Annotated in this window: 23 protein-coding genes; 19 read left to right on the top strand and 4 right to left on the bottom strand. The window is 47.7% G+C overall.

Annotated features, from left to right (window positions below; translation table 11 throughout):
• The first annotated feature begins 84 nt into the window (after window positions 1–84).
• The 5 genes from AB1L17_RS29400 (at window position 85) to AB1L17_RS29380 (ending at window position 4,321) form a co-directional block, all read left to right on the top strand.
• Window positions 85–894, top strand: a complete 810-nt coding sequence (locus AB1L17_RS29400) for an NAD(P)H-binding protein (protein WP_412848457.1) — start codon at window positions 85–87, stop codon at window positions 892–894.
• A 271-nt stretch (window positions 895–1,165) separates the two neighbouring features.
• A complete protein-coding gene (locus AB1L17_RS29395; protein WP_412848456.1) occupies window positions 1,166–2,548 on the top strand; it encodes a TraB/GumN family protein in 1,383 nt (460 codons plus the stop codon).
• A 144-nt stretch (window positions 2,549–2,692) separates the two neighbouring features.
• Entirely contained in the window at window positions 2,693–3,196 is a 504-nt protein-coding gene (locus AB1L17_RS29390) for a tellurite resistance TerB family protein (RefSeq protein WP_412848455.1), read from the top strand.
• A gap of 148 nt (window positions 3,197–3,344) precedes the next feature.
• Window positions 3,345–3,746: a DoxX family protein gene (locus AB1L17_RS29385; RefSeq protein WP_412848454.1), complete on the top strand. Its 402-nt coding sequence runs from the start codon at window positions 3,345–3,347 to the stop codon at window positions 3,744–3,746.
• Window positions 3,746–4,321, top strand: coding sequence for a uridine kinase family protein (locus tag AB1L17_RS29380; protein WP_412848453.1), 576 nt, complete (start codon window positions 3,746–3,748; stop codon window positions 4,319–4,321). The genes AB1L17_RS29385 and AB1L17_RS29380 overlap by 1 nt, the downstream gene beginning before the upstream one ends.
• A gap of 63 nt (window positions 4,322–4,384) precedes the next feature.
• Here the strand turns inward: AB1L17_RS29380 and AB1L17_RS29375 are convergent, their stop codons facing one another.
• A complete protein-coding gene (locus AB1L17_RS29375; protein WP_412848452.1) occupies window positions 4,385–5,359 on the bottom strand; it encodes a helix-turn-helix domain-containing protein in 975 nt (324 codons plus the stop codon).
• 184 nt (window positions 5,360–5,543) lie between these two features.
• Between AB1L17_RS29375 and AB1L17_RS29370 the strand changes: the two genes are divergently transcribed.
• The 3 genes from AB1L17_RS29370 (at window position 5,544) to mleBRB (ending at window position 8,919) form a co-directional block, all read left to right on the top strand.
• Window positions 5,544–6,266 (top strand): energy-coupling factor transporter transmembrane component T family protein, encoded by a 723-nt coding sequence (locus AB1L17_RS29370; protein ID WP_412848451.1) that lies wholly within the window; start codon window positions 5,544–5,546, stop codon window positions 6,264–6,266.
• Window positions 6,263–7,741, top strand: a complete 1,479-nt coding sequence (locus tag AB1L17_RS29365; protein WP_412848450.1) for an ABC transporter ATP-binding protein — start codon at window positions 6,263–6,265, stop codon at window positions 7,739–7,741. The genes AB1L17_RS29370 and AB1L17_RS29365 overlap by 4 nt, the downstream gene beginning before the upstream one ends.
• Before the next feature lie 332 nt (window positions 7,742–8,073).
• A complete protein-coding gene (gene mleBRB / locus AB1L17_RS29360; RefSeq protein ID WP_412848449.1) occupies window positions 8,074–8,919 on the top strand; it encodes a BRB family alpha/beta fold macrolide esterase in 846 nt (281 codons plus the stop codon).
• A gap of 180 nt (window positions 8,920–9,099) precedes the next feature.
• Here mleBRB and AB1L17_RS29355 read toward each other — a convergent pair whose 3' ends face one another.
• Window positions 9,100–9,837, bottom strand: coding sequence for a cyclase family protein (locus AB1L17_RS29355; RefSeq protein ID WP_412848448.1), 738 nt, complete (start codon window positions 9,835–9,837; stop codon window positions 9,100–9,102).
• A 218-nt stretch (window positions 9,838–10,055) separates the two neighbouring features.
• Between AB1L17_RS29355 and AB1L17_RS29350 the strand changes: the two genes are divergently transcribed.
• From AB1L17_RS29350 to AB1L17_RS29330, 5 genes are all read left to right on the top strand, one after another.
• The gene (locus AB1L17_RS29350; RefSeq protein ID WP_412848447.1) at window positions 10,056–10,454 is read left to right on the top strand and encodes a VOC family protein; all 399 of its coding nucleotides are present in this window, start codon (window positions 10,056–10,058) and stop codon (window positions 10,452–10,454) included.
• A gap of 140 nt (window positions 10,455–10,594) precedes the next feature.
• The gene (gene catA, locus AB1L17_RS29345) at window positions 10,595–11,260 is read left to right on the top strand and encodes a type A chloramphenicol O-acetyltransferase (RefSeq protein WP_412848446.1); all 666 of its coding nucleotides are present in this window, start codon (window positions 10,595–10,597) and stop codon (window positions 11,258–11,260) included.
• A 49-nt stretch (window positions 11,261–11,309) separates the two neighbouring features.
• A complete protein-coding gene (locus tag AB1L17_RS29340; RefSeq protein WP_412848445.1) occupies window positions 11,310–12,473 on the top strand; it encodes a PstS family phosphate ABC transporter substrate-binding protein in 1,164 nt (387 codons plus the stop codon).
• Window positions 12,474–12,790: 317 nt separating this feature from the next.
• Window positions 12,791–14,671, top strand: coding sequence for a molecular chaperone HtpG (gene htpG, locus AB1L17_RS29335; protein ID WP_412848444.1), 1,881 nt, complete (start codon window positions 12,791–12,793; stop codon window positions 14,669–14,671).
• Between the two features lie 115 nt (window positions 14,672–14,786).
• Window positions 14,787–15,383, top strand: a complete 597-nt coding sequence (locus tag AB1L17_RS29330; RefSeq protein ID WP_412848458.1) for an MSMEG_1061 family FMN-dependent PPOX-type flavoprotein — start codon at window positions 14,787–14,789, stop codon at window positions 15,381–15,383.
• Between the two features lie 32 nt (window positions 15,384–15,415).
• Here the strand turns inward: AB1L17_RS29330 and AB1L17_RS29325 are convergent, their stop codons facing one another.
• Window positions 15,416–16,051: a DUF5701 family protein gene (locus AB1L17_RS29325; protein WP_412848443.1), complete on the bottom strand. Its 636-nt coding sequence runs from the start codon at window positions 16,049–16,051 to the stop codon at window positions 15,416–15,418.
• A gap of 162 nt (window positions 16,052–16,213) precedes the next feature.
• Between AB1L17_RS29325 and AB1L17_RS29320 the strand changes: the two genes are divergently transcribed.
• On the top strand, window positions 16,214–16,924 hold the full coding sequence (locus AB1L17_RS29320; protein WP_412848442.1) for a MerR family DNA-binding transcriptional regulator: 711 nt from the start codon (window positions 16,214–16,216) through the stop codon (window positions 16,922–16,924).
• Here the strand turns inward: AB1L17_RS29320 and AB1L17_RS29315 are convergent.
• Window positions 16,909–17,808, bottom strand: a complete 900-nt coding sequence (locus AB1L17_RS29315; RefSeq protein WP_412848441.1) for a LysR family transcriptional regulator — start codon at window positions 17,806–17,808, stop codon at window positions 16,909–16,911. The two genes, AB1L17_RS29320 and AB1L17_RS29315, sit on opposite strands and share 16 nt — an antisense overlap.
• Before the next feature lie 260 nt (window positions 17,809–18,068).
• On the opposite strand from AB1L17_RS29315, the gene AB1L17_RS29310 reads away from it, so the two are divergent.
• From AB1L17_RS29310 to AB1L17_RS29290, 5 genes are all read left to right on the top strand, one after another.
• Entirely contained in the window at window positions 18,069–19,682 is a 1,614-nt protein-coding gene (locus AB1L17_RS29310; protein ID WP_412848440.1) for an ABC transporter substrate-binding protein, read from the top strand.
• A 73-nt stretch (window positions 19,683–19,755) separates the two neighbouring features.
• Entirely contained in the window at window positions 19,756–20,700 is a 945-nt protein-coding gene (locus AB1L17_RS29305) for an ABC transporter permease (RefSeq protein ID WP_412848439.1), read from the top strand.
• Window positions 20,701–20,718: 18 nt separating this feature from the next.
• Entirely contained in the window at window positions 20,719–21,642 is a 924-nt protein-coding gene (locus AB1L17_RS29300) for an ABC transporter permease (RefSeq protein ID WP_412848438.1), read from the top strand.
• A 5-nt stretch (window positions 21,643–21,647) separates the two neighbouring features.
• Window positions 21,648–22,658, top strand: coding sequence for an ABC transporter ATP-binding protein (locus AB1L17_RS29295; RefSeq protein WP_412848437.1), 1,011 nt, complete (start codon window positions 21,648–21,650; stop codon window positions 22,656–22,658).
• 4 nt (window positions 22,659–22,662) lie between these two features.
• Window positions 22,663–23,640: an ABC transporter ATP-binding protein gene (locus tag AB1L17_RS29290; protein WP_412848436.1), complete on the top strand. Its 978-nt coding sequence runs from the start codon at window positions 22,663–22,665 to the stop codon at window positions 23,638–23,640.

The raw sequence follows: 23,640 nt of genomic DNA, 5'->3' as shown, positions 1-23,640 counted from the left end.
AGCTTTAAGATGTCAAAGTTAAAAAACAGAGAATGAGCGAGAAAACAGGAGAAAACATTACTTTATAGTGGGAGGATATACAAAATGACGATTTTAGTAACAGGTGCAACAGGTACAGTAGGGAGACATGTCGTGGATCAGCTTCTGAAAAAAGGAGTTAACGTGCGTGCGATTTCGCGTAAACCTGAGCAAGCCGACCTGCCAGCAGGAGTAGAGGTGGTTGCAGGTGATCTGGCTATCCCGGAAAGTTTGGAAGCGGCGTTGCAAGATGTCACTGCTCTGCACTTAATCGCTTCTAGCTACACCTTCCAAACCGATCCGAAAATGATCGAAATGGCACAAAGAGCTGGCGTGAAGCGTGTGTCCGTATTAGTTAGCGACACCGAAGGGCCTGTGGAAGCAGCACTGGCAAATAGCGGGATGGAATGGACTCTCCTGAAGCCTGTGGAATTCATGGCAAATGCGATGATCGATTGGCAGGAATCGATTCGTTCGGAGGGAGTCGTCCGCGAGCCTTTTGGGAATGCCTTAAGCGCCAAAGTACACGAAGCGGACATCGCAAGTGTATCCGTGACTGCCTTACTTGAATCAGGACACCATGGACAAAGCTATTTTCTTACGGGTCCAGAGGCTCTTACCCGCATTGAATCAGTTCAGATAATTTCGAAAATTTTACAGAAAGAAATACGGTTCGAAGAGCTTTCGGAGGAGCAGGCACGGCAGAACTGGAGAGATCAGGGCTATGAAGAAGCAGATATCGAGTTTTTCGTAGCCATGGGCAAAAATCCACCAGAAGTGGGCTACACCGTCTTACCCACGGTGGAGCAAGTGACGGGAAAGCCTGCAAGAACGTTTGCCGCATGGGTATCCGAACATAAAAGTTATTTTGGATAAGGTGGGCGGGATTGGCTTATGTCTGCTGCTGATTCTCGTATTTGCCCCGTGGACGTTGTATCTTTATATGACCAAACCGAATCGATAATAGGCAGTTACATAGAAAAGCGTCGACCATCCGGAACGACGCTTTTTTATGTATACTGAAAAAGAGTGATTTTACTATTCTTTTCTATCATTCGGTTATCTCTTCCAGAAGATTGTGGTATAATCTACCATTGAGATAGAGCCCCACAAATCATTCAGCTTAGAATCGAGAGGAGAAGGTTTCATGAAACTAAACAAACGCTGGAGCAAACTGACTCGCTGGGCGGGCGCAGGTGCACTCAGCTTGGCGCTATTGCTTGGGTATGTGTTTCCCGTTCACGGCCAGACACCTGTAGCTCCAGAACTTAGTCCTTGGTCGGTAAGCACGTTGAACGAAGGGGAGAAATACGGAATTTTTCCATTGGCGTGGTATCAGGATGGTTCTTTTCAGCAAGCGATCTCTGCTGACAAGTTTATTACCTTGATGGAGGGAACAGCGAAAAAGCTGGATCTTCTTGGCCTCAAGAAAAAGAACGCTTCCTTGTCCCATGCGACTGACAAGGTGATGACGAGAGAAGCAGTCATCACTTCCTTGTACAAGCTATTGGCGAATTATGAATTGCCAGCAGCCTTCGAAATGACCGGGAATAATCCGATTGACTACATGAAGAAAAAAGGCTTGGTAAAAGGGACAAGTGCTGGTCTTGAGCTGAATCAGCCAAGTACGGTTGAACAAGCAACTGTGATGGCGAGCAGACTGGTTGAGTTCGCATACGATACGATGGCTGCCGGTGCCGAAGGCTTCATGTGGAAAGTGACCAACGACAAAAACACCATGTATTTGCTTGGCTCGATTCACATGGGGATCGCAGATATGTACCCGATGCAAAAGGACATCCGGGAAGCGTATGAACAATCCGATGAACTGTGGGTCGAAGCAGATATTATCAATGGTGACAATGATTATTTAGTGCAAAAAATGGTATACACAGATGGAACGACGCTGAAGGATCATGTATCCGCGGAGACGTACCAAAAGGTGCAGAAATTACTTGCGAAGCTGCAGCTGCCAGCGAATTCTTTTGACACGTACAAGCCATTCGCCGTTTCCTTGTCTGTACCAACGCTTGGCTATGTAGACAACGAAACGGATGTTCAGTTCGCAATGCTATCCGGTATCGACAGGTACTTCCTGACGAAGGCAATGCTGGATGAGAAGCCGATCAAAGAGCTGGAGGGCATTAAGCTGCAAGCCGATTTGCTCTCAGGTGTACCAGCAGAGCAACAGGAAAAAGAATTGAATATCATATTAGATAGTGTACTGGCTGAAAACGGGCTGCAGGAAAGCGCAAAAATCTTAACAGAAATGCAGACAAAATGGGTAAAGGGCGATCTGGGAGGCTTCACTCAGTTCATGACGACACATGGTGATTTCGGTGAAGGCGAAGTGAATCAGCGTCTGCTCGGTGAGCGGGACAAAAACATGGCCAATAAGCTGGCAGAAGTACTGGAGAAAGAAGGAGAACATACTTCCTTCGTCGTGGTTGGTGCTGCCCACTTCTCGATGAAAGGCATGGTTATCGATCAGCTGAAGGCAAAAGGCTACAACGTACAACAAATGAAATAAGAGATAGAAAAGGAAGTGTCGGCTCAGTAGGCTGGCACTTCTTTTATTGTTTATAGCAAAAATGCTTACCCGGACAACTGTTGCTAACATTATCCAGTTGATAGTAAAATTATACTATCTTGGTATACATAGGAGGTTTTTTGCGTGGGATTGTTTGATATGTTTAAAACAGACAAAGGGGAAGAAATGACCCCTCACTTTGGATTCGCGTGTTCCTTGCTCTATATGATGAAATCTGATGGAGAAATGGACCACGAGGAAATCGGTCAATTGCTCGCTGTATTGGGCGGTGAAGAAAGCAACGGCGTGATTGGTGTAGGTGCCAATAACAGACTCCTGCTCGAAAACGCGATGAAATATACACGCAAAAACTCCATCGAGAAATTCCTGAGCGAAGTAACGCCAATGCTCACAGATGCTCAAAAAATGTGCATCCTGGTCAACCTGATCGATTCTTCCCTGGCAGATGGACAGCCTGAGCGCGAAGAGCAAGAGCTGTTTGGCAAGTTCTTGACTGCATTCGGTATCTCGGAAGAGCGTTTCCGTCCATTCTTTGAAGTAATCGTATTGAAAAATGATCGTGGCGTATTCTTGAATCAAAACCATCCGAAAAACCAACCAGGCTACAGAGTTACGCTGCCAGTTTAATCCTGTTCACGAATTCAGAACCTTCTCATTTGAGGAGGTTTTTTTCGTTTTTCAAAAATACTGTCCCTTGAATAGAGCAATACAGAAGAAATGTTGGTGCTTACTATGTGCTACGATCTGTTTAGGAAAAAAGGAAAGGTGGGCACCCATGCGGAATCAAATTTCAAAAACACGGCTGTGGATCGCACGTACGATGAGCGGACTTGTCATTCTTTTTATGCTATTTGACGGCGTATTCAAACTCATCCAGCCTGCTCCTGTAGTGGAGGGAACTCTCGTGCTCGGGTATGCGGAGCATCACATTGGCTTGATTGGAATTCTCGCCTTGGTATCAACGGTATTGTATGCCATTCCGCGAACGGCTGTTTTGGGGGCACTTTTGTTGACAGGATTTTTCGGTGGGGTGATTGCTACCCAAATCCGTGTCGATGCACCACTGTTTACGCATACGCTGTTTGCAGTTTACCTCGCGATTTTGATGTGGGGCGGATTGTGGCTGAGGGATGAGCGTGTGCGAAAGCTGCTGTTTGTTGCAAACGGGGAGAAATAATGTTCGAACAACTGATGGACGCAATCGCGCAAAGCTCGAAGAAGGGCACTTCACTACTCATAGGGATCGATGGTGGTGGAGGTGCTGGGAAAAGTACCTTAGCTGAAAAAATAAAAGCGGCTTGCGATGACGTGACGATTGTTCATATGGATGATTTCTACTTGCCGTCTTCGCAACGAACGGACACAAAGCCCGCAAACAAATCCATTGGGGTGGATTTTGACTGGGAGCGTCTGGCTAGGCAAGTGCTGGAACCGCTCCTTCAGAATAAACCAGGACGCTATCAAAGGTATGATTGGGAAACGGACAAATTAGCCGAGTGGCACACGGTTCCGGTCGGAGGAATTGTAATCGTGGAAGGAGTATACGCTATTCGAAGGGAGCTGGCCACGTATTACGATCTGACGATTTGGATCGAGACACCAAGAAGCGTAAGACTTTCAAGAGGGCTAAAGCGAGATGGAGAAGCAGCTCGCGATCTTTGGGAAAATCAGTGGATGGTGGCAGAAGACTTGTATCGGGAGCAGCACGAACCGCATAAGAGAGCGGACTTCATTCTCGATGGTACTGCATGATCAACAGGCAATCCTGAAAAGAAGCTGTAGCCACATCATCGGCTACAGCTTTTTACCGTGATCCTATCTGGTCGTAACAGTGAATCTCCGGTATTCGTTAGGCAACAGCCCGGTGCTTTTGCGAAACAGCTCCGAAAACCGACTGGAGTTGTGGTAACCTACGATATACGCAATCTGATTGATGTGTAAATCGGTGCTCGTGAGCAATTGCTCGGCGTGATTCATGCGCTTGTTTTGGATATATTCTGTAATGGTGCATTGGTAAGCTAGCTTAAAGGTGTATTTGAGCTTGGTGAGTCCCATGCAGGCGATCCTGGCGAGGTGCTCCAAGTGCATTTCAGAGGCGAAGTGATCATCGATGTAGGCGGTCACGGCTGACAAGCTGTCCAAATCCTCTCGGGAAATGCTTTTGGTTGGATACACTTTTTTGTGCGCTTTTGCCCTCTCGACGATCAGCGATACCGCTTCTGCGACTTTTCCTTCATAGTACAGCTTGGCAGACATTCCGGTTCCGCGAAACTGACGGATCTGTCGCAGCAAGAAAACAAACTCCGAAAAATTCGTCATGCCGTCCACAGTAATAAAGGACGAGCGCAAGTCCTTATACTCTACTGGGTATTTCCTTTTCAAATAGTCCTCGTAATATTCCGGCATAATCTCAATGGCTGTCGAGCGAATCGGAACGTTTTTCCGGTAGCTCGCCCGATACAGATTGTTATAGCCGATATGTACGCGGATGCAGCCAGATGACAATCGTTTGTACGGGTTGAATTCTTCGCCAGAGACCGAATCGTAATAATTGACGCTCACATACTTGGGCTGCTGGAACTCCAGGAACAAATCCTCGTAAAAGACGAAATCTTGCATCGAAATAGAAAACAGGTTGTCGCGCGCATAGGTCCAGTAACGTCCCTGACCTTTCTGTGGCAAAACGGAAAAGCAAGCACCCTCGCGATTGTATGGACCGTAATCGTCGTCGGGATAAAAACCGCATTGTAACAAACACGGCGTATGTAGTTCCGTCAAAATATCTTTCATTATAGTCACCATCCATGCCGTGATCGGACGAAAACATACCACGAAAAGACGTATGTCTACCAGTGGTCTTGCTAGAGATTATGATCATCATTATCATTACGATTTGTAAAGGTAGTGCTGAACTGCTCCATGTCCCTTTTTGTCTGGGGATGTGCGTGATCTCGGTGGTAGGGGTGTTTGTCGGATGTATGAAGAAGATTATGAAAAAGGGAAAACCCGTATGCGGCGGCTCGGTCCCAGAACGCATTTGTTAGTGCTGGTTATCGCGAGTATCTTGGCCATGATCGTACGTGATGATATGCAGGTGCATTTGCTGGTGGCACTAAGTGTAGTGTACTTGGTATGGAATCACCTGTCCAGAAAGGCATTTCAATTAGTCGTGCTCTATTGTGTGTGCATGGCTTTTGTGTTTTTCATGCCGAATGCGTTAGCGCTGGGAACGATGAAGCTCATTTTCTACACCATTGTCAGAATGATGCCAGTCATTATGATTGGGACGGTCCTGATCTATACGCCACCTGGCAGTATCATGAGTGCGTTTGAGAGGATGGCAGTCCCTAAACCGATTTTGGTGATGATTTGCATTCTGATTCGTTTTTTCCCCATTGTTCTTCTAGAAATGAAAGCAATTCGTGATGGCATCCGGGCCAGAGGGATATTTCCGCATTGGTACAGTATCTTGAGGCATCCGGCCATGGCTTACGAATGTTTTTTTATGCCGTTGGTCGTACGTTGCCTGAAGCTGTCGTCAGAGCTGGCGTCTTCGGCTGAGCTCCGCGGAATCGAATGCACGAACTCTCGTAGCTCAATTTATCCGATTGGATTCAAAATCACAGATGGTATCGTCGTAGGGCTGTATGCGCTCATAGGATCTGCTATTTACTGGACGGGAGGATTGATTTCGTGATTGAGCTCAAAGATGTCACGTTTCATTACGGACTGGATGATGGAGGGTATGACAGTGAAACCGGCGTGAAAAATATGAATCTATCGGTAAAAGCCGGACAGTGCGTCGTGCTATGTGGGCGGTCAGGCTGCGGCAAAAGTACGATTATGCGACTGGTCAATGGTCTCGCACCGAATTTTTATGCCGGACGTCTCACTGGTGAAGTAAGTGTCGGTGGAAAAAGTCCTGCGAACATGCTGCGGGATGAACGTACCAGGCTCATGGGCGTCGTGTTTCAAGATCCCCGCAGCCAGTTTTTCATGGAAACCGTCCGGGATGAGCTGGCGTTTTCAGCCGAAAACCTCGGAATGGCACCAGACGAGATTCGGACGCGAATTGACAAGCAGGCGAATCAGCTCGGAATTTCCCACTTGCTCAACGATTCTCTACACAAGCTGTCCAGTGGGCAGAAGCAACGGGTGGCGATCGCGGCTGCATCCGTTTTGACACCACCGCTGCTCTTACTGGATGAGCCTACCGCTAATCTGGACTTTCCCTCTACACAAAACCTGATTGATATTTTGGGCAAGCTCAAACAAAACGGCACAACCCTGCTCATCAGCGAGCATCGGCTGACCCCTTTTTTACCGGTTGTGGATTTGTTTGTCTGCATGGAAAATGGCAAAATCGCACGTACGTGGACGAAGGACGAGTTTTGCCAGCTGTCTCAAGATGATGTGCGCGTATACGGTTTGCGTCATCCTGATATGACTCTTCCTGAATCGGCGGGGAATCGGGAGCTGCCAGAGACGTCCGAACTCACGGTGGAGGGAAGAGGGCTAAGCTATTTTTATAAAAAGAAAAACGACGGTATCACCGATATTAACATCTCGCTTCCGAAGGGAAGTGTGACAGCTCTGACCGGAGACAATGGTACGGGTAAGACTACACTTTGCAAAGTTCTGTGTGGACTGCTTCGTGAGCGAAAAGGAACGGTCGTCCGTGGGGGGAGCACGCTGTCTGCCAGCAAAAGACGAACAGCGAGCTATTTGGTGATGCAGGATGCGGACTATCAGCTCTACGCAGACAGTGTCGGAAACGAAATCGTGTTAGGAAAAAGTTTGAATGAAGAGCTCCGCGAAAAGGCGTACGAAGCGATGGATGCTTTCGGATTGCGTGAGCTTCGAGATCGGCATCCTGCATCATTATCCGGTGGAGAGAAGCAGCGTGTCACGATGGCCGCCGCCTATTGCTCTGATGCGGAATTGATCGTGCTGGACGAACCTACCAGCGGACTAGACGGTGACGGAGTACTGAAGGTGGCTGCATGGGTGAAAAAGCTGGCAGAGGCAGGCAAAACGGTCGTCATCATTACACATGACCAAATTCTTTCCAAACTGGCATGTGATCAAGTAGTCGAGCTGCGGCGTACCCAAGATGCTGAGACGGCTTTTGCGGAAGCAGGAATACGAACTGTCGAAGCTGCCAATCGTTGACAGCTGATAAAGCATGTGGTAGGATGGGCACAACTTATATTGAACGGAGGGTTACGTGTGGCAAATTAATTTTTCGATCCTTTATTCGCACAACACAATCGATGAAATAGCGTGAAAAGGCTATGTTGTGTGCATACGAATCGAAAAATGGATTGCCGCTACGGTAACCCAATTGAATCATAGGCAAATGTGAGTGAGGTAGGCAAAGGTAATGACCTCCTCTGTTTGCATGATCTGCGAAGAGAATGGAATTTCCTCTTCCCTTTTCGATGACGTAAGCACAGGCAGCCTAGCCTGTGTTTTTTTCCATTCGTTGAGGAGGAATACGTACAATGGCAGAACAGATACTGAAAGTGAACGGTGTGGAAATATGTACGGAAAGCTTTGGGAAGTCCACAGATCCGGCGGTTTTGCTGATTATGGGTGCCCAAACGTCCATGTTGTGGTGGGAGGAAGAATTTTGCCAGCGCTTAGCTGACGCAGGGCGATTTGTCATTCGTTTTGACAATCGGGATGTCGGACGCTCTACCACCTATGAGGTTGGCCAGCCAGGCTATACGTTTGAAGATATGGCAGATGATGCCGTTCATGTACTGGAGGCATACGGCGTTCAGCAAGCGCACCTTGTCGGCATGTCAATGGGCGGAATGCTTGCACAAATCATTGCATTGCGTCATCCCGAAAGAGTTCGAACGATCACATTGCATGCATCGTCGAATTTTGCTCCTGGACTCCCGCCAATCGGTGAGAAGCTGATGGAGTTTTTCAGCAATATGGGGGACATAAACTGGGAGGATGAACAAAAGGTTTTAGAGCTAGCAGTGGTCAGTTCGAAGGTTCTTATCGGTTCCAAGCATCCATTTGATGAGCCGCACGTTCGTGAATTGGCGCAAAGAGATATCGCCAGAAGCAATCATTATCCGAGCAAGAACAACCACGCCTTTGTGACTGGCGGGGAAACGTACCTGGTTCGGACAGGGGAAATCGCTGTCCCTGCTCTCGTAATTCACGGTACAGAAGATCCACTGATCCCTTATGAGCATGGATTACATCTAGCGAACACCATTCCGGGAGCAGTCTTGCTCACATTGGAAGAAACGGGACATGAGCTTCCTCATGGAGATTGGGATGTCGTGATCGAAGCGATTTTGAAGCATACGCAAGAAAAGAAAGCGTAATTACAAATCCTCTCTTCGAAGAGCAAGCGGTAAAAGAGGCAGAACACCGATTTGGCTCCGACCAGCCAGCAAGGTAAAAAGGAACGAATGGCCCCCTTTAGGATACTGGGGGGCCCCTGGCTACTCCAAGTAAAAAGCGCAGCCTGTTGAGCTGCGCTGCGCATGATGGAAGAGAGGCGGTTAGGGCAAGATCGCAAACGAACGAACAGGAAACCCGGATGCTTTTTCAGGCTTTGGTGTAATGTTTACGATCACAGCGCCTTTTGCCGGAAGCTTATCGAGGTTTTTGAGCAGCTCTACTTGATAGGTGTCTTGATCGAGCACATAATATTCGCCCAAGAGTGCTCCGTTTTTCCGGTAATCAATAGTGGCATCTGTATCGAATGTCTCATGACCGACTGCTTTGATTTGTCTTTCCTCGAACAAAAATTTCAGCGCTTCTACTGACCAGCCAGGAGCGTGATTGTTGCCATCTGCATCCTTATTGTTGAAGGCCTCCACATCCGGCCAGCGTTTGCTCCAGTCTGTGCGCAAGGCGACGAATGATCCGCTCTCGATTGGGCCATGTTCAGCTTCGAACGCTAAAACATCTTCCACAGATAACGAGTAATCATTGTTAGCTTCTGCTTCCTTTGATTTGTCGATGACAACGAGTGGCAATACGAGTTCCTTCAGCTCGATCTCGTCCAAGTAACGCTTGTTGCGAACGAAGTGAATGGGAGCATCCAGGTGGGTACCGTACTGTCCAGGAAATGAGAAGCGCTGGGCAAGGAAGCCGTCGTCATGCGTGAACAGTGTCTGAAATTCGGCGGCGTCAAAGGCGTGGAAGTGCGGAGACTCCGGACCGAATGTGTGCGTGAGATCTACCCATTCTTTTTGTTTTAAGAGGGTAATTGCTTGAATCAAATCGTTTGCCATTTGCCCACCTCGTTATATTTTTTAGAATTTTTGCGCTTTTATCACCAAGTTTATCCAATACTTTATCGGTTCTAATTCCGAGTGTCAATATCGCAATAATATGAATGAAAGGTTTTCTAATAAATAGCAATCGAGAAGAAGCATCGGCACATGATTCTGCTATTCTTAAAGAAGAGAGACTCGTATTATCCATCCAAAAAGGTAAAGGAGAATTTTCCATGACAAAAGAGCTTTGGATCAATTTGCCTGTCAAGGACCTCGAAAAGTCCAAATCGTTTTTTGCTGCACTTGGATTCTCTTTTCACCCGCGTCATGAGAACAGCAAAGATGCAGCAGGCTTGTTGATCGGCGAGAAAAACATGTTGATCATGCTTTTCCCAGAGGCTACCTTTCAATCATTTACGCAAAACGAGCTGGCAGATACGAAGCGCGGGACGGAAGTATTATTTTCGATTGATGCCAAGAGCAGAGAAGAAGTAGATGCGTTGACGAAGAGGGTAGTAGAGGCTGGCGGAACCGTATTTAGTGAGCCTCGGGAGCATGGGCCGGGGATGTATGGAGCTGGATTCGCTGATTTGGATGGTCATCGTTGGAATGTGCTGTATATGGATGTTTAAGACGGATACCCGTGAACAATTGCCTATGGTATGCTGGGATGGTAAGCAGACGATAGCAGAAAAGGGTTGGTGTTAATGGTAAGAGCACGCAGAATCACCTCCTAAAATCACCATTTTTAAGATTTTAGGAGGTATCTCTCATGAAATTTCAGCGAATCGATCTGGACAATTGGAACAGAAAGCCTTATTTCGAACATTATCTTAACCATGTGAACTGCACCTTCAGTATGACAGCCAACATTGATATAACAGAATTGCTCCCCCATCTTCGGCAAAAGGGTGTCAAACTGTATCCGGCATTTCTGTATATGGTGACAAAGGTAGTGAACACGCATCGTGAATTTCGGACTTCCTTTCATGCAGATGGCGTGTTGGGCTATTGGGAGAGCATGATACCCAGCTTCACTTTTTTTCATCAGGACGATCAAACATTTTCCTCCATGTGGACGGAATTCGCAGACGAATTTCAAGTGTTTCATGATCATTATCTAGCGGATATGAAAAAATACGGGAACAACAAAGGTCTTGTGGCAAAAGAAATGGAACCGCCCTATACTTTCCCTGTCTCGTGTATTCCCTGGGTTAGCTTCAGTGGATTTAATCTGAATATTTCGGGAGATGGGCGGTATTTGCTGCCGATCATAACGAGTGGAAAGTATTACGAGCAAGAAGGCAAAACGCTATTGCCTGTTTCTTTGCAAGTCCACCATGCGGTTTGTGATGGATATCACGCCAGCCTGTTCATGAATGACTTGCAACAATGGGCAAAAAATCCCCAGGAATGGTTGGGCGCTTCTTCTTCCTAATCTCTTCCAATCGTTTATAATAACGGTAGGTGAAGTGGGAGGAGAAGGAATGAACAAAGAAATGGTAGGGAAAATCTTCGGATGCATCGTTTTGGGTGCCATCATCACTGTGATCGGAATTGTGGCGGTGGTCATGACTGCACTGAACGCCCAGGAAAGAGTTTATTCACTGCTGGTAGCTGTCACGACGGTCGTTTTCATCATCTACATCATCGGACAAATGTTCGCCCCGCAAAAGAGTCGGTTGTGGAACCGAGCCCTCTTCGTCTATTTTCTCTTTTGTACTCTTCCTGTTGCAGGATACGAGATCAGCAGCTATTACCATAACAGTGTTCCTGTTGTCAGCGAGGCAGAGGTCGATCTGGAACAGTACAAACCGTTTGACACAGGCTCCAAGATTCAAACGCTTGATCAACCTGCGACGTTGTCCTTGCAATCCGATTTGCCCAGAATAGACGGAGCGACCGCCTTGTATCCTTTATACGCTGCGTTTGTGCAGGCTGTTTATCCAGAGAAAGCGTATGACCTCGACCACGGCGAAGTTATGGTCAGCAAAACGCCAAAAGCGTACGAAAATCTAATAGAAGGCAAAGTCGATGTCATCTTTGCAGCAGGTCCGTCCGAGCAACAACTAGCAGCTGCAAAGGAAAAAGGCGTAGAGCTTAAGATGACACCAATCGGCAGGGAAGCGTTTGTCTTTTTTGTAAATGCAGAGAATCCTGTTCAGGACCTCACAACCCAACAGATTCAGGACATCTATACGGGAGACATCATTTCTTGGGATGAAGTCGGGGGCGGCTACGAGCTCATTCGCCCTTTTCAGCGGCCAGAAAATAGCGGAAGCCAGACCATGCTGCTCAAGATCATGGGGGATAAACCACTGATAGACGCTCCGCAAAAGGACGTGGTGACAGGCATGGGTGGAATCATTGAACGAACAGCCGACTACAAAAATTATTCGAATGCGATCGGTTACTCGTTCTTGTTTTATACAACAGAGATGGTGCGCAACGGCAACATTCGTCTACTGGCGATTGATGGGGTTACGCCTAATAAGGAAACGATCAAAAATAGAGCCTATCCGTTTGCAGCAGAGTTTTACGCAGTGACGGCTGGGACGGACAATCCGAATACAGCGAAATTGATCGAATGGATTTTGTCTCCGCAGGGGCAACAATTAGTGGAGAAAACGGGCTATATTCCCGTGAAGTAAGCCGCTTCGAAATCATGATGTTCAGGTGACCCTTGAGGCCAAGTGCTCATTCCACATAGTGCGATCAGCCATATGCTGGGGCAAAACATTCGGATCACTATTGACCAAAATGGTGACTGGATCGCCGTTCCCTCCTGATCAGGAACCCTCTTCGGAGGGTTTTCTACGTGTGTCGGGGGAGAGCGGTTATTCTTTGTTGATGGTTTATATTGACAGAAAAATCTAGGACTGTTATAAAAATAGTGAATAGCACTCGGAGGGTGAGAGTGCTAAAATGAAAAACGAATACATAAGAAGTCCGGAAGGGTGGGTATTTCATGGAAAAAAAGCAGTTTCAAGCAGAGTCTACACGCCTGTTGGAAATGATGATCCATTCTATTTACACACAAAAGGAAATCTTTTTGCGCGAGTTGATCTCCAATTCGAGTGATGCGATTGACAAAATTTATTACAAGTCGCTCGTCGATGATCAATTGGTGTTTGATAAAGAGAACTATTTCATCAAAATAGCGGTTAACAAAGACACCAGAACACTGACCCTGACAGATACCGGGATCGGGATGACGCAGGATGAGCTGGAAAACAATCTGGGTGTCATTGCGAAGAGCGGTTCGTTGGCGTTCAAAAAAGAAAACGACGCGAAGGATGGCTACAACATCATTGGTCAATTCGGCGTAGGCTTCTACTCCGCCTTCATGGTTGCCGACAAGGTTACGGTTATCAGTAAAGCGCTGGGCAGCGACACTGGGTACAAATGGGAGTCCAGCGGTGCGGACGGCTACACGATCGAGCCTTATCAAAAAGATTCCGTGGGGACCGAGATTATTCTCGAAATCAAAGAGAATACGGAAGAAGAGAACTACGACGAGTTTTTGGAGGAGTATCGTTTAAAGGCGATTATCAAAAAGTACTCCGACTTCATCCGTTACCCGATCAAAATGGATGTTACCCAGCATAAGCCAAAAGAGGGCAGCGAAAACGAGTACGAACAAGTGACGGAAGAACAAATCGTGAACAGCATGGTTCCGATTTGGAGAAAAAATAAAAGCGAGCTGACAACGGAGGATTACGAGCAGTTTTATGCGAGCAAGCATTACGGCTTCGACAAGCCTCTCAAGCATATCCATATCAGTGCAGATGGAGCCGTGGTTTATCAGGCAATCTTGTACATCCCGGAGAGCATGCCGTTTGATTATTACTCGAAGGAGTACGAAAAAGGTCTGGAGCTGTATGCGAATGGCGTACTGATCATGAACAAATGCGCGGATTTGCTCCCGGACTACTTCAGCTTTGTCAAAGGGATGGTTGACTCCGAGAGCTTGTCTCTCAACATTTCCCGTGAGATGCTGCAGCATGACCGTCAATTGAAGCTGATTGCGAAAAACATCACGAGCAAAATCAAAAGCCAGCTGCAAAGCTTGCTGAAAACAGAGCGCGAGAAATACGAGCTGTTCTACAAGTCGTTTGGCAGACAGCTGAAATACGGTATGTACAGCGACTACGGTACGCATAAAGAAACGCTGCAGGACCTGTTGATGTTCTACTCTTCCAAAGAGAAGAAGCTGGTGACGCTAGAAGAGTACGTAGAGAGAATGCCAGAAGATCAGAAGTACATCTACTATGCATCCGGTGAGTCTATCGAGCGAATCGAGAAGCTGCCGCAAACAGAGCTCGTGTCCGAAAAAGGCTACGAAATCCTGTACTTCACGGATGACGTCGATGAGTTCGCGATCAAAATGATGATGAACTACAAGGAAAAAGAATTCAAATCCGTATCGAGCGGGGATTTGGGAATCGAGCCTGGCGAAGAGGAAAAAGCAGCCGAAGCTGAAAATGAGAACAATAAAGAGCTGTTCGACTATATGGCATCTCTGCTCGAAGGAAAAGTCAAAGCCGTAAAAGCTTCCAAACGATTAAAGTCGCACCCTGTCTGCTTGTCGACAGAAGGTGAAGTAACGATCGAAATGGAAAAAATCTTGAATGCCATGCCGAACAATCCGAATGTGAAGGCAGACAAGGTACTGGAAATCAATGTGAACCATGCGGTGTTCCAGTCATTGAAGGGTGCTTTTGAAACGGACAAGGAAAAGGTCAATCTGTATACGGCCCTCTTGTACAATCAGGCGCTTCTGATCGAAGGCTTGCCGATTCAAGACCCGGTAGAGTTTACGAATGATATTTGCAAAGTCATGGTGTAAGGATGAAGAAAACCCAAGGGGGATGCGATTGTGCATCCTCTTTGTTGCTTTTACGATCATGTGGGAATTATGATAGGAGAGAATCATTCTCAAAAAGAGAGGAGAGTGTTGAATCATCTGGAATCCACTGGAATTAAAGGATCTCGTAACAAGTGCAGAAGAGCTGAAAGCCATGGTGGGAGTCCCACACGAGACCGTTTTGAAAAAAAGCATTGCCCAGGTTGAGGAGCATGTCATCCACTACTTGTCCATTTCACCACTGTTTTTCTTATCAACAGCTGATGCTGATGGGAGATGTGACGTTTCCCCGCGAGGTGACGAGCCAGGCTTTGTCAAAGTACTAGACGATCACCATATTATTTTTCCGGAGCGGATGGGAAACAGACGGGTTGACTCGTTATTGAATATTCTTTCAAATCCGCAGGTCGGCATGATTTTCCTGATTCCGGGCATGGAAGAAGTGTTGCGCATAAACGGCACGGCCAGAATCACGAGAGATGCGGAGTTGTTGGCTCAACAGGAATGGAAGGGAAAAACCCTCGGTCTGGGAGTCATTGTGAAGGTGGAGGAATGCTTCCTGCATTGCCCACGCGCATTTAAACAAGCGAGCTTGTGGAAGACAGATTCATGGCCGGAAAAAGAAGCAATGCCATCTATGCTGGAAATGTTTCGTTCGCACTTGAAAATAAATGGTGTTACCTTGAAGGAATAAGGTTGAGCAAAGAAAAAAACCTTGAACGAGCTTCAAGGTTTTTTTGGTCCCAATCGAGTCTGACAGGAAGCGGAGCCAAGCCACGTATGAGGATTTCCTGCCCAGCACCAGCCGAGCTTCGGTTTGTTTTCGCTGATCCACAGAGCTGTTACACGCCGGTCTCCACAACGAGAGCCAAGCAAGGAAAAACCGTTATTTTTCTTCAGCAGGTCTGGGAAGTGAGTGACGATTGCAATTCCTTCTTCTACCGTTAACGGAGAACGATTTTGCTCCAGGATGATTGGCATCGCATCATTTGGAGCGAGGTTGCGTGTCTCACTCCCCGTATCTACTTCGGTGATCAGGTAAGCCATTCCTGATGGAAGCTCGATACCTTCGATTGGTTTGAAGCGACTGATATCTTCTGCATCCATCACACTGAAGCCAGCTTTCTTTTGCCGTTCGATCGCTTGCATCGCTTTTTCTCCGTCGAACCAATCACCTTTCACGACGAGAACAAAGGGTACGAGGCTCTCTTGCTGGTCGTCTTCTTGAATCGGGAGAGCTTCTGCCAGTGATTGCAGCGGGGCCAAATTTTTCGTAAATTCGTCTGCTGTCATGCCCGCCATTTCAGGATAGCCCTTTTGAATGAGCGTTGTCATTTGCCTTTCGAATTCAGCTTTATACATAAGATGATCCGCCTCCTTCTTTTGTCATATTCATGGTACAACATTTGAGCAAATTCTAAGGTTACTGATGATCTTTACGTAATAAAGCAGTATTTGTTTGAAAAAACTTTATAACTGCGCTTTAATTATTCTTGGTGAGAAAAGAGGAGGAGGGGCAAGGTCATGCGTCCTATCGACATAGCTAGAAAACTGAAGATAAGCACGAGCGCTTTACGAAATTATGAAGAGAAAGGGCTGGTTCCACCTGCCTGTCGGTCTGCAAGTGGCTACCGCATGTATACGAAGGAGCATGTCGCTTATTTTGAATGTATTCAAGCCATGTCCCCGGGCTTTGGAATGGAAGCTACGACTGAGGTTCTGCGACTGATACAGGCTGGACAAGTGGACGCTGCTTTATGGCGGGTGAATGAGATCCAGACCAATTTGCAGCAGGACAAGCAGCTGGCCGTAAGAAACATGCAAATGCTCACTGACACAGGAGCAACAGTAGACAAAGCGGAATCAGGAAACAGCGATGAATGGATGACGATTGGCGAAGTATCTGCACTGACGGCACTCCCTAGCTCTACCATTCGCCATTGGGAAAAGGTCGGACTTATTACTTCCTTTCGCGATGAACAAAACGGGTACAGGAAGTTCAATCGGTCCCACATACAAAAAATCATGCTTTTGCGCACCTTGCGACCAGCCGTCTACTCCTTGTCGGTCATAGAATTAAAGGAAGCGATTGCCCAGATGAATGCTAGTGATGTAGAAGAAGCGAGAAAAATCGCATCCGATACGCTGCGGTACTTGGACCATATGAATCGCGTGCAGATGTGTGGTGTTCACTCTCTCTATCAATTGTGCAGAATTCTTCAGTTGGTTGATTGAGATTTGATATATTCGACGAATCGGGCCACGACGTTAAATTGCAGGGAGGCCTGCCGATACAGCATCCAAGTCTTTCTGGTGATGGGTTGACCGTCGGTTCCTATTAGATCTACGCAATACAGCCCATCTTCCGGTTTGGCGAAGACGCGGGGCACGATGGCGTAGCCCAAATGGTTGATGACCATTTCTTTGCAGGTTTCATAGCTGTCTACCTTCATAGTGATGTTGGGCGGGGCAATATAATTTTCGTTCCACCAGCTCTCGATGGTCTGATGCAGGGAGGAATACGTATATTCCTTGTATTTAATGGCAGTCTTTCTGTCAATTTTGGGCACGATTCTGGGCAGGGAAGGTAATTGGTCCAATTGAATCTCCTCTTTGGAAATCAGACAAATGCGTTCTTCATGAAGCAAATATTTCTCATCGAACCACTTGTAATCTCCCCGAATGATAGCCACATGAATATCCTCGTCCAGTAGCAACTCAAATAATTCCGAGCTCAGTCCCGCGTCTACATTGATATCGATTTTCGGATACAATCGGTTGAATTCCCTTAAGAGCGGGAGAAGGTGATAGCGGCCAAAATAGCTGGTGAAGCCAATACGTAGAGAGCCTTGTATTTCGTCTTGCATGCTAGCAAGATGATTTTTTGTTTTGCGCAATTCGATCAATAGTTTGTTGGCATAAGAGACTAGGTATTCACCCTCCGGTGTGAGCTTGAAGCCTTTCCCCTTTTTCGCCAAAATACTGACCCCAAATTCTTTTTCAATCAGATGAACCCGATATGTTAACGCTGGTTGGGTAATGTAGAGGCGTTCAGCAGCCCTCGTCAGATTCTGCTCTTCGAATATATACTGCAACAATAAACAATCCCTCTCGTTCAACGGATTCCCTCCCTTTTGCATGCCGTCAATCATCCCTCTTTTTCGTCAAGTAGCGTCCATTTCCTTTCTACGAATAGCAATGAGTGACCCTCGTTGCGTGAATACTTCAAAATTTTTTTGGAAAATAGCAAAAAAAACTAAAATATACAGAGGGGACTCTAGTGTGTATATTTTTAATAAGTCCGAATTTTCATATTATATAATTTTTTAACCGATTTCTGGTAATCACGCAAAGCGTCTCAGAAGAAGGGGGAAATGTCATGCATTCCAAGCGTTACTCCACATGGATCGGTATTGCGAGTGTAACGATGGTATTGTTATTCGCTGGCTGTAGTCAGGGAACTGTGAATCAGCAGAGCGAAGCAACTGTAAAGCAATCAGATGCAACAGCCAATCTGTCCCCGCAAAAAGGCGGAACGATCAAGGTCGCCTTTGATGCAGACCCTTCGACACTAGACTGGATGAGTACAGCCTCAAGTGCGACAAAATTGGTTGCGAATCATCTGTATGAGCAATTGTTCGCGCTAGATGAGACCATGACGGAACAGCCGATGCTGGCAAAGAGCTATCAGGTGAGTGAGGATCAGAAGACGTACACGATAGTCCTGCGTGATGGTGTCAAATTTCACGATGGGTCTGTCATGACCGGAGCAGACGTTGTCGCTTCTCTGAATCGCTGGGCATCGATGTCAGCAGTTGGCAAACGAATGGTCAAAAATGTCGAAGCGATCACAGCAGTGAGCACACATACCGTACAGATCGTTTTCAAGGAGCCGTATGCTCCCTTTATTCGTAATCTGGCAGACCCGACACAAGCGATGGTTGTTCTTCCTGCCAAAATTGCGGAGGAAGCGGGAACGACTCCGCTAAAAGAAGCGCAGATCATAGGCACTGGTCCTTATCGTTTGGACAGCTGGAAGCGCGGTCAACGAATCTCGCTAAAACGATTCGATGAATATGCCTCACGGGAAGAAGACTGGGGTGGCTTGACCGGAAAAAAGGAAGCGTTTGCAGACGAAATTCGCTTTGAAATGGTCCCGGATGCTCAGGTACGAATCGATGGGGTTCGTACAGGTCAGTACGATTTTGCACTGCGGATTCCTCAGGATTTGTACCCGCAGCTAAAGGATGCCACCGAATTGAAAACAAGAGTATCGAAGCCTGACAGCTTTATGGCTGTCATTCCTGACAAATCAGAAGCTCCCTTTGACGATTTGCGCATGAGACAAGCGGTCAATCACGCGTTGGATAAGGAGAAAATCGCACGAGCGACCTACGGGGACTTCTTCGAGATGGACGGAGCCATCTTTTTCCCAGATCAGAAGAGCCTTTATACAAAAGAAGGAACAGAAGCGTATCTCGCCTACGATCCACAAAAGGCGAAGGCATTGATGAAGGAAGCGGGGTACAACGGAGAGCCGATCCGTCTGATTGCCACAAGTAGCTACGACGATCATTTCAAAACCGCGCAGGTAGTGGCGGCACAGCTAACGGAAGCAGGGTTTACTGTTGACCTGCAAATATATGAATGGGCTACCTTGCTGGAAAAGGAAAGAAATCCCGCGAACTTTGATCTGGAGATTCAAGGCTTCTCGCCCAAATACGATCCGACGACAATCCCGTGGTTTTATCCCCAATTTCCAGGAAAATACGAGAGCCCCAAAATCATGAGCCTGCTCACGGAATGGTCCACGTCCGGTCAAGGCGAGCAACAACAAAAGCTGCTCGGAGAATTTAACCGGACCGTCTACGCGGAGCTGCCTGTTATCAAAATTACCAACGAAATAGGGATGGGCGTCATCGGTTCGAGAATCGAAGGCTTCGGGGAACGCAAGAACATTACGTTTTGGAATACATGGTTGAACGCGAAGTAGGTAAAAAAGAGGGGGCGTTATCCGGCCAATCCTGATGGTCGGAGCGTCCCTGTTGAGTAAAGGGGGGGAGGATTTGCTACAGTATATTGCCCGGCGGTTGCTTGCTCTGATCCCGGTTTTGCTTGTTGTCGGAATCATTGTATTTACGATTATTCACTTAACCCCTGGCGATCCTGCTATGGTGATGCTTGGAGAATCTGCCTCACCGGAGGAGTTGGCGCAATTGCGACAATCTCTCGGCTTGGACGAACCGCTTTTGACACAGTTTTTCACGTGGGTGTCGCATGTGGTGACAGGCAATCTGGGGACATCCGTCTTTTCTGGTGAGCCGGTAACCCAAACGATTTGGGAAAGCTTGGGCCCAACAGTCAGTCTGACGGTTGTGGCTTCCATAATCAGCTTAATCATCGCCATTCCTACAGCAATCCTTGCGGTGTGGAAGCGGGAGAGTGCACTCGATCCGGCTTTTATGTCTGTGACGTTGCTGGGGGTGTCTATCCCTAATTTCTGGTTGGCTCTCTTGCTTATTTTATTGTTCGCGGTCGTCCTGCGTTGGCTGCCTGTTGCAGGATATGTTCCCATCAGTGAAGGATTCGGAGCCTGGTTGCGTCATTTGATTTTGCCTGCGGTCGTCCTGTCTGTCCAACAGGCGGGGATTATCTCGCGGATGCTTCGAGACGGGATGCTGGATGTGATGCACCAGGACTTCATTCGAACGGCTCGTGCAAAAGGGCTCAAAGAGCGTGTGGTGCTCATGAAGCACACGCTGTCCAACGCGATGATTCCGACGACGACAGTCATTGGCGCAAGCATAGCAGGGCTTTTGGGGGGAGCGGTAGTGACGGAGACGATATTTGCCATTCCCGGTATTGGTGGGTTGATTGTGGAGTCAATCGCAAGACGCGATTATCCGGTTCTACAAGGAAGTGTTTTATTTGTGGCTGGCGTGTACGTTTTGGTCAATCTTCTCGTTGATTTGGCGTATGCCGTTATTGACCCCCGAATCAGATATGACTAAAGCGAAAGGAGTGTCGGGATGCGGAAATACGATGAGAGAATCGGGGGAGGGCGCAGGATTGGTATCGTAGCAGGAGTTCTTCTTCTCGTCATGGTGCTCATGGCTGTTTCGGCACCTTGGTGGGTGACCGCATCGCCAATCGAGATGGAGCCGGATCAGCGACTGTTGCCGCCTTCAGAAGCACACTTGTTCGGGACGGACCACTTTGGACGAGATATTTTCAGCCGTGTTATTTATGCAGCACGCATTTCTTTATCGATTGGTTTTATCGTCGCCCTCTGTACGACCATTCTTGGAACCATAACCGGTCTGGTAACGGGATATTACCGAAAATGGGATAACGTGGTGATGCGGATTGTGGATGGCGTCAGTGCCTTTCCTTCGATATTGTTGGCGATTGCGCTGGTTGCCGCATTGGGAGGCAGCATGGTCAATCTCATTATTGCCCTTGTATTCGCATTTTGGCCCTTCATGACCAGGGTTGTCCGTTCCACTACGTTGCAGTTGTCCACGATGCAGTACGTGGAGGCAGCGCGAGCCACAGGCACTCGCGACCTGGCTGTCCTGTTCTTTCATATTTTGCCGAATGCGCTGACGCCCATTATTGTACAAGCGACCTTTATTTTTGCCGAAGCGATACTGGCGGAAGCCTCTCTCAGCTTTCTCGGCTTAGGAATCGTGCCTCCAACTCCCACCTGGGGAAATATGCTCGGAGAATCCCGCATCTATTTGACGGTGTCGCCGTGGTTCTCGATTTTTCCAGGGGTTGCGATCGTCATCACGGTGTTATCGCTTCATCTTTTTGGGGACTTGCTGCGCGATTATCTGAATCCCTATACGAGGAAGAGTCGTCGCGCAAAATCAATGGCTGCCAATCGTCAACAGGATACAAGGGAAGGCTTGCCATTGACAGCGGAAGCATCCAAGCCGTTCAAGAGGTGAAGAAAATGGACCTACTGAAAGTAACCAATCTGAAAACACATTTTCATACGCGAGACGGTGTCGTAAAAGCCGTCGATGGCATCTCTTTTACTCTGAATCCGGGCGAAATTTTGGGCATCGTCGGTGAATCTGGCAGTGGCAAAAGCGCCATGTCACTTTCCTTGATGCGCTTGCACCATACCTCTTCGGCTTTTCATCCTGAGGGGGAGGTTTGGTTTGAAGGAAGGGACTTGCTTACGATTCGGGAAGACGAGATGCAAAAGATTCGCGGCAACGAGATGGCGATGATTTTTCAAGATCCGATGACGAGTCTGAATCCGGTTTTTACCATTGGCGATCAAATCAGCGAAGTGATTCGCGCACATCAGCAGGTAACACGCCGGGAAGCGAGGGATCATGCCATTCAAGTATTGCGTGATGTGGGAATACCTCAGCCAGAAAAACGAATGAATGAATATCCGCATCAATACTCAGGGGGACTGAGGCAACGGGCAATGATCGCAATGGCACTAGCCTGTCATCCCAAGGTTCTCATCGCGGATGAACCGACGACTGCGTTGGATGTAACGATACAGGCACAGATTCTGGAGCTCATGATCAGCTTACAGCATAAATACAAAACGGCGATCATCATGATCACGCATGATCTCGGGGTTGTCGCGCGGCTTGCAGATCGCGTAATGGTCATGTATGCCGGAAAAGTTGTCGAGGAAGGGAGTGTCGATGATGTTTTTTACCAGCCAGCGATGCCGTATACGTGGTCGTTATTGCGATCGCAGCCGCGACTCGACACCGTCCGGAAAGAAAGACTGCTGCCAATCAAAGGACAACCGCCAAGCTTGATTACGCTGCCCGAAGGCTGTTCTTTTCAACCGCGGTGTCCGTTTGCCACAGAGGACTGCTCACGAAGCGTTCCGGGTCTGACAGTAAAAAGCGAGGGACATCTGGCTGCCTGTATTTTGGATCGGATGGAGCTTGCGCGTCAGATCGGTTTGGCAACGAGTGAGAGGAGATGACACCATGAGTGATTTCATTTTGGAAGCGCGTGATTTGAAGATGCATTTTCCTGTCACGAAAGGGATTCTCCAGCGAAAGGTTGGTCATGTAAAGGCTGTGGACGGCGTCAATCTGCAAGTACGTCGCGGGGAGACACTCGGGATTGTCGGGGAATCAGGATGTGGCAAGAGTACACTCGCCCGCCTCATCTTGCGGCTATTGGAGCCATCTGCAGGAGAGGTGCTCTTTGAAGGAGAGAATATTTTACACTTCAATCGCAAGCAATTGTTGAAAGTACGAAAAGACATGCAGATCGTCTTTCAGGACCCCTATGCCAGTCTCAATCCGCGGATGACCGTAGGCAATATTATTGCCCAACCGTTACGGGCACATGGACTGCAAATAGACAGAAAACGCTATGTACAGGAGCTCCTGGAGATCGTGGGCTTAAGTCCGGAGCATTATGACCGATATCCACACGAGTTTTCTGGAGGGCAGCGACAGCGGATCGGGATTGCCAGAGCTATTGCGCTCAAACCAAAGCTGATCGTATGCGATGAGCCCGTCAGTGCGCTGGATGTATCCGTACAGGCGCAAGTCATTAATTTACTGGAGGATTTGCAAAAAGAGTTCCAGCTAACGCTCGTTTTTATCGCCCACGACCTTTCTGTCGTCAAGCACATCTCCAACCGAGTATCCGTCATGTATTTGGGACGGATTGTGGAAACAGCAGAATGCACCCAGCTCTATGATGATCCGCAGCATCCTTACACCCAAGCTCTCTTGTCGGCAATCCCGCTGCCTGACCCCAGGCTGGAGCGGAAAAGGCAACGAATCGTGTTGAAAGGGGATGCGCCCTCACCAATCAATCCTCCGTCTGGATGTACGTTTCATGTTCGATGTCCGCAAGCAACAGAGTACTGTCGTGAGCATACGCCTAAGCTGGTAAAACAAGGAGGTTCAGAGCATCAGGTGTCCTGTTTTTATCGAACGCATTCATAA

It is taken from the genome of Brevibacillus jepli (assembly GCF_047229145.1).
In the GTDB taxonomy this organism is placed as follows: Bacteria; Bacillota; Bacilli; order Brevibacillales; family Brevibacillaceae; genus Brevibacillus.
Note: the sequence above shows the minus strand (reverse complement) of the source record. Positions and strands in the feature narration are given on the sequence as shown.

Excerpts from the sequence above, each read along its gene's own strand:
- AB1L17_RS29295 (WP_412848437.1), top strand. The coding sequence starts at position 21,648 with ATGGACCTACTGAAAGTAACCAATCTGAAAACACATTTTCATACGCGA.
- AB1L17_RS29300 (WP_412848438.1), top strand. The coding sequence starts at position 20,719 with ATGCGGAAATACGATGAGAGAATCGGGGGAGGGCGCAGGATTGGTATC.
- AB1L17_RS29310 (WP_412848440.1), top strand. The coding sequence starts at position 18,069 with ATGCATTCCAAGCGTTACTCCACATGGATCGGTATTGCGAGTGTAACG.
- mleBRB (WP_412848449.1), top strand. The coding sequence starts at position 8,074 with ATGGCAGAACAGATACTGAAAGTGAACGGTGTGGAAATATGTACGGAA.
- AB1L17_RS29395 (WP_412848456.1), top strand. The coding sequence starts at position 1,166 with ATGAAACTAAACAAACGCTGGAGCAAACTGACTCGCTGGGCGGGCGCA.
- AB1L17_RS29340 (WP_412848445.1), top strand. The coding sequence starts at position 11,310 with ATGAACAAAGAAATGGTAGGGAAAATCTTCGGATGCATCGTTTTGGGT.
- AB1L17_RS29350 (WP_412848447.1), top strand. The coding sequence starts at position 10,056 with ATGACAAAAGAGCTTTGGATCAATTTGCCTGTCAAGGACCTCGAAAAG.
- htpG (WP_412848444.1), top strand. The coding sequence starts at position 12,791 with ATGGAAAAAAAGCAGTTTCAAGCAGAGTCTACACGCCTGTTGGAAATG.
- AB1L17_RS29380 (WP_412848453.1), top strand. The coding sequence starts at position 3,746 with ATGTTCGAACAACTGATGGACGCAATCGCGCAAAGCTCGAAGAAGGGC.
- AB1L17_RS29385 (WP_412848454.1), top strand. The coding sequence starts at position 3,345 with ATGCGGAATCAAATTTCAAAAACACGGCTGTGGATCGCACGTACGATG.
- AB1L17_RS29290 (WP_412848436.1), top strand. The coding sequence starts at position 22,663 with ATGAGTGATTTCATTTTGGAAGCGCGTGATTTGAAGATGCATTTTCCT.
- AB1L17_RS29400 (WP_412848457.1), top strand. The coding sequence starts at position 85 with ATGACGATTTTAGTAACAGGTGCAACAGGTACAGTAGGGAGACATGTC.
- catA (WP_412848446.1), top strand. The coding sequence starts at position 10,595 with ATGAAATTTCAGCGAATCGATCTGGACAATTGGAACAGAAAGCCTTAT.
- AB1L17_RS29320 (WP_412848442.1), top strand. The coding sequence starts at position 16,214 with ATGCGTCCTATCGACATAGCTAGAAAACTGAAGATAAGCACGAGCGCT.
- AB1L17_RS29375 (WP_412848452.1), bottom strand. The coding sequence starts at position 5,359 with ATGAAAGATATTTTGACGGAACTACATACGCCGTGTTTGTTACAATGC.
- AB1L17_RS29355 (WP_412848448.1), bottom strand. The coding sequence starts at position 9,837 with ATGGCAAACGATTTGATTCAAGCAATTACCCTCTTAAAACAAAAAGAA.
- AB1L17_RS29325 (WP_412848443.1), bottom strand. The coding sequence starts at position 16,051 with ATGTATAAAGCTGAATTCGAAAGGCAAATGACAACGCTCATTCAAAAG.
- AB1L17_RS29370 (WP_412848451.1), top strand. The coding sequence starts at position 5,544 with ATGTATGAAGAAGATTATGAAAAAGGGAAAACCCGTATGCGGCGGCTC.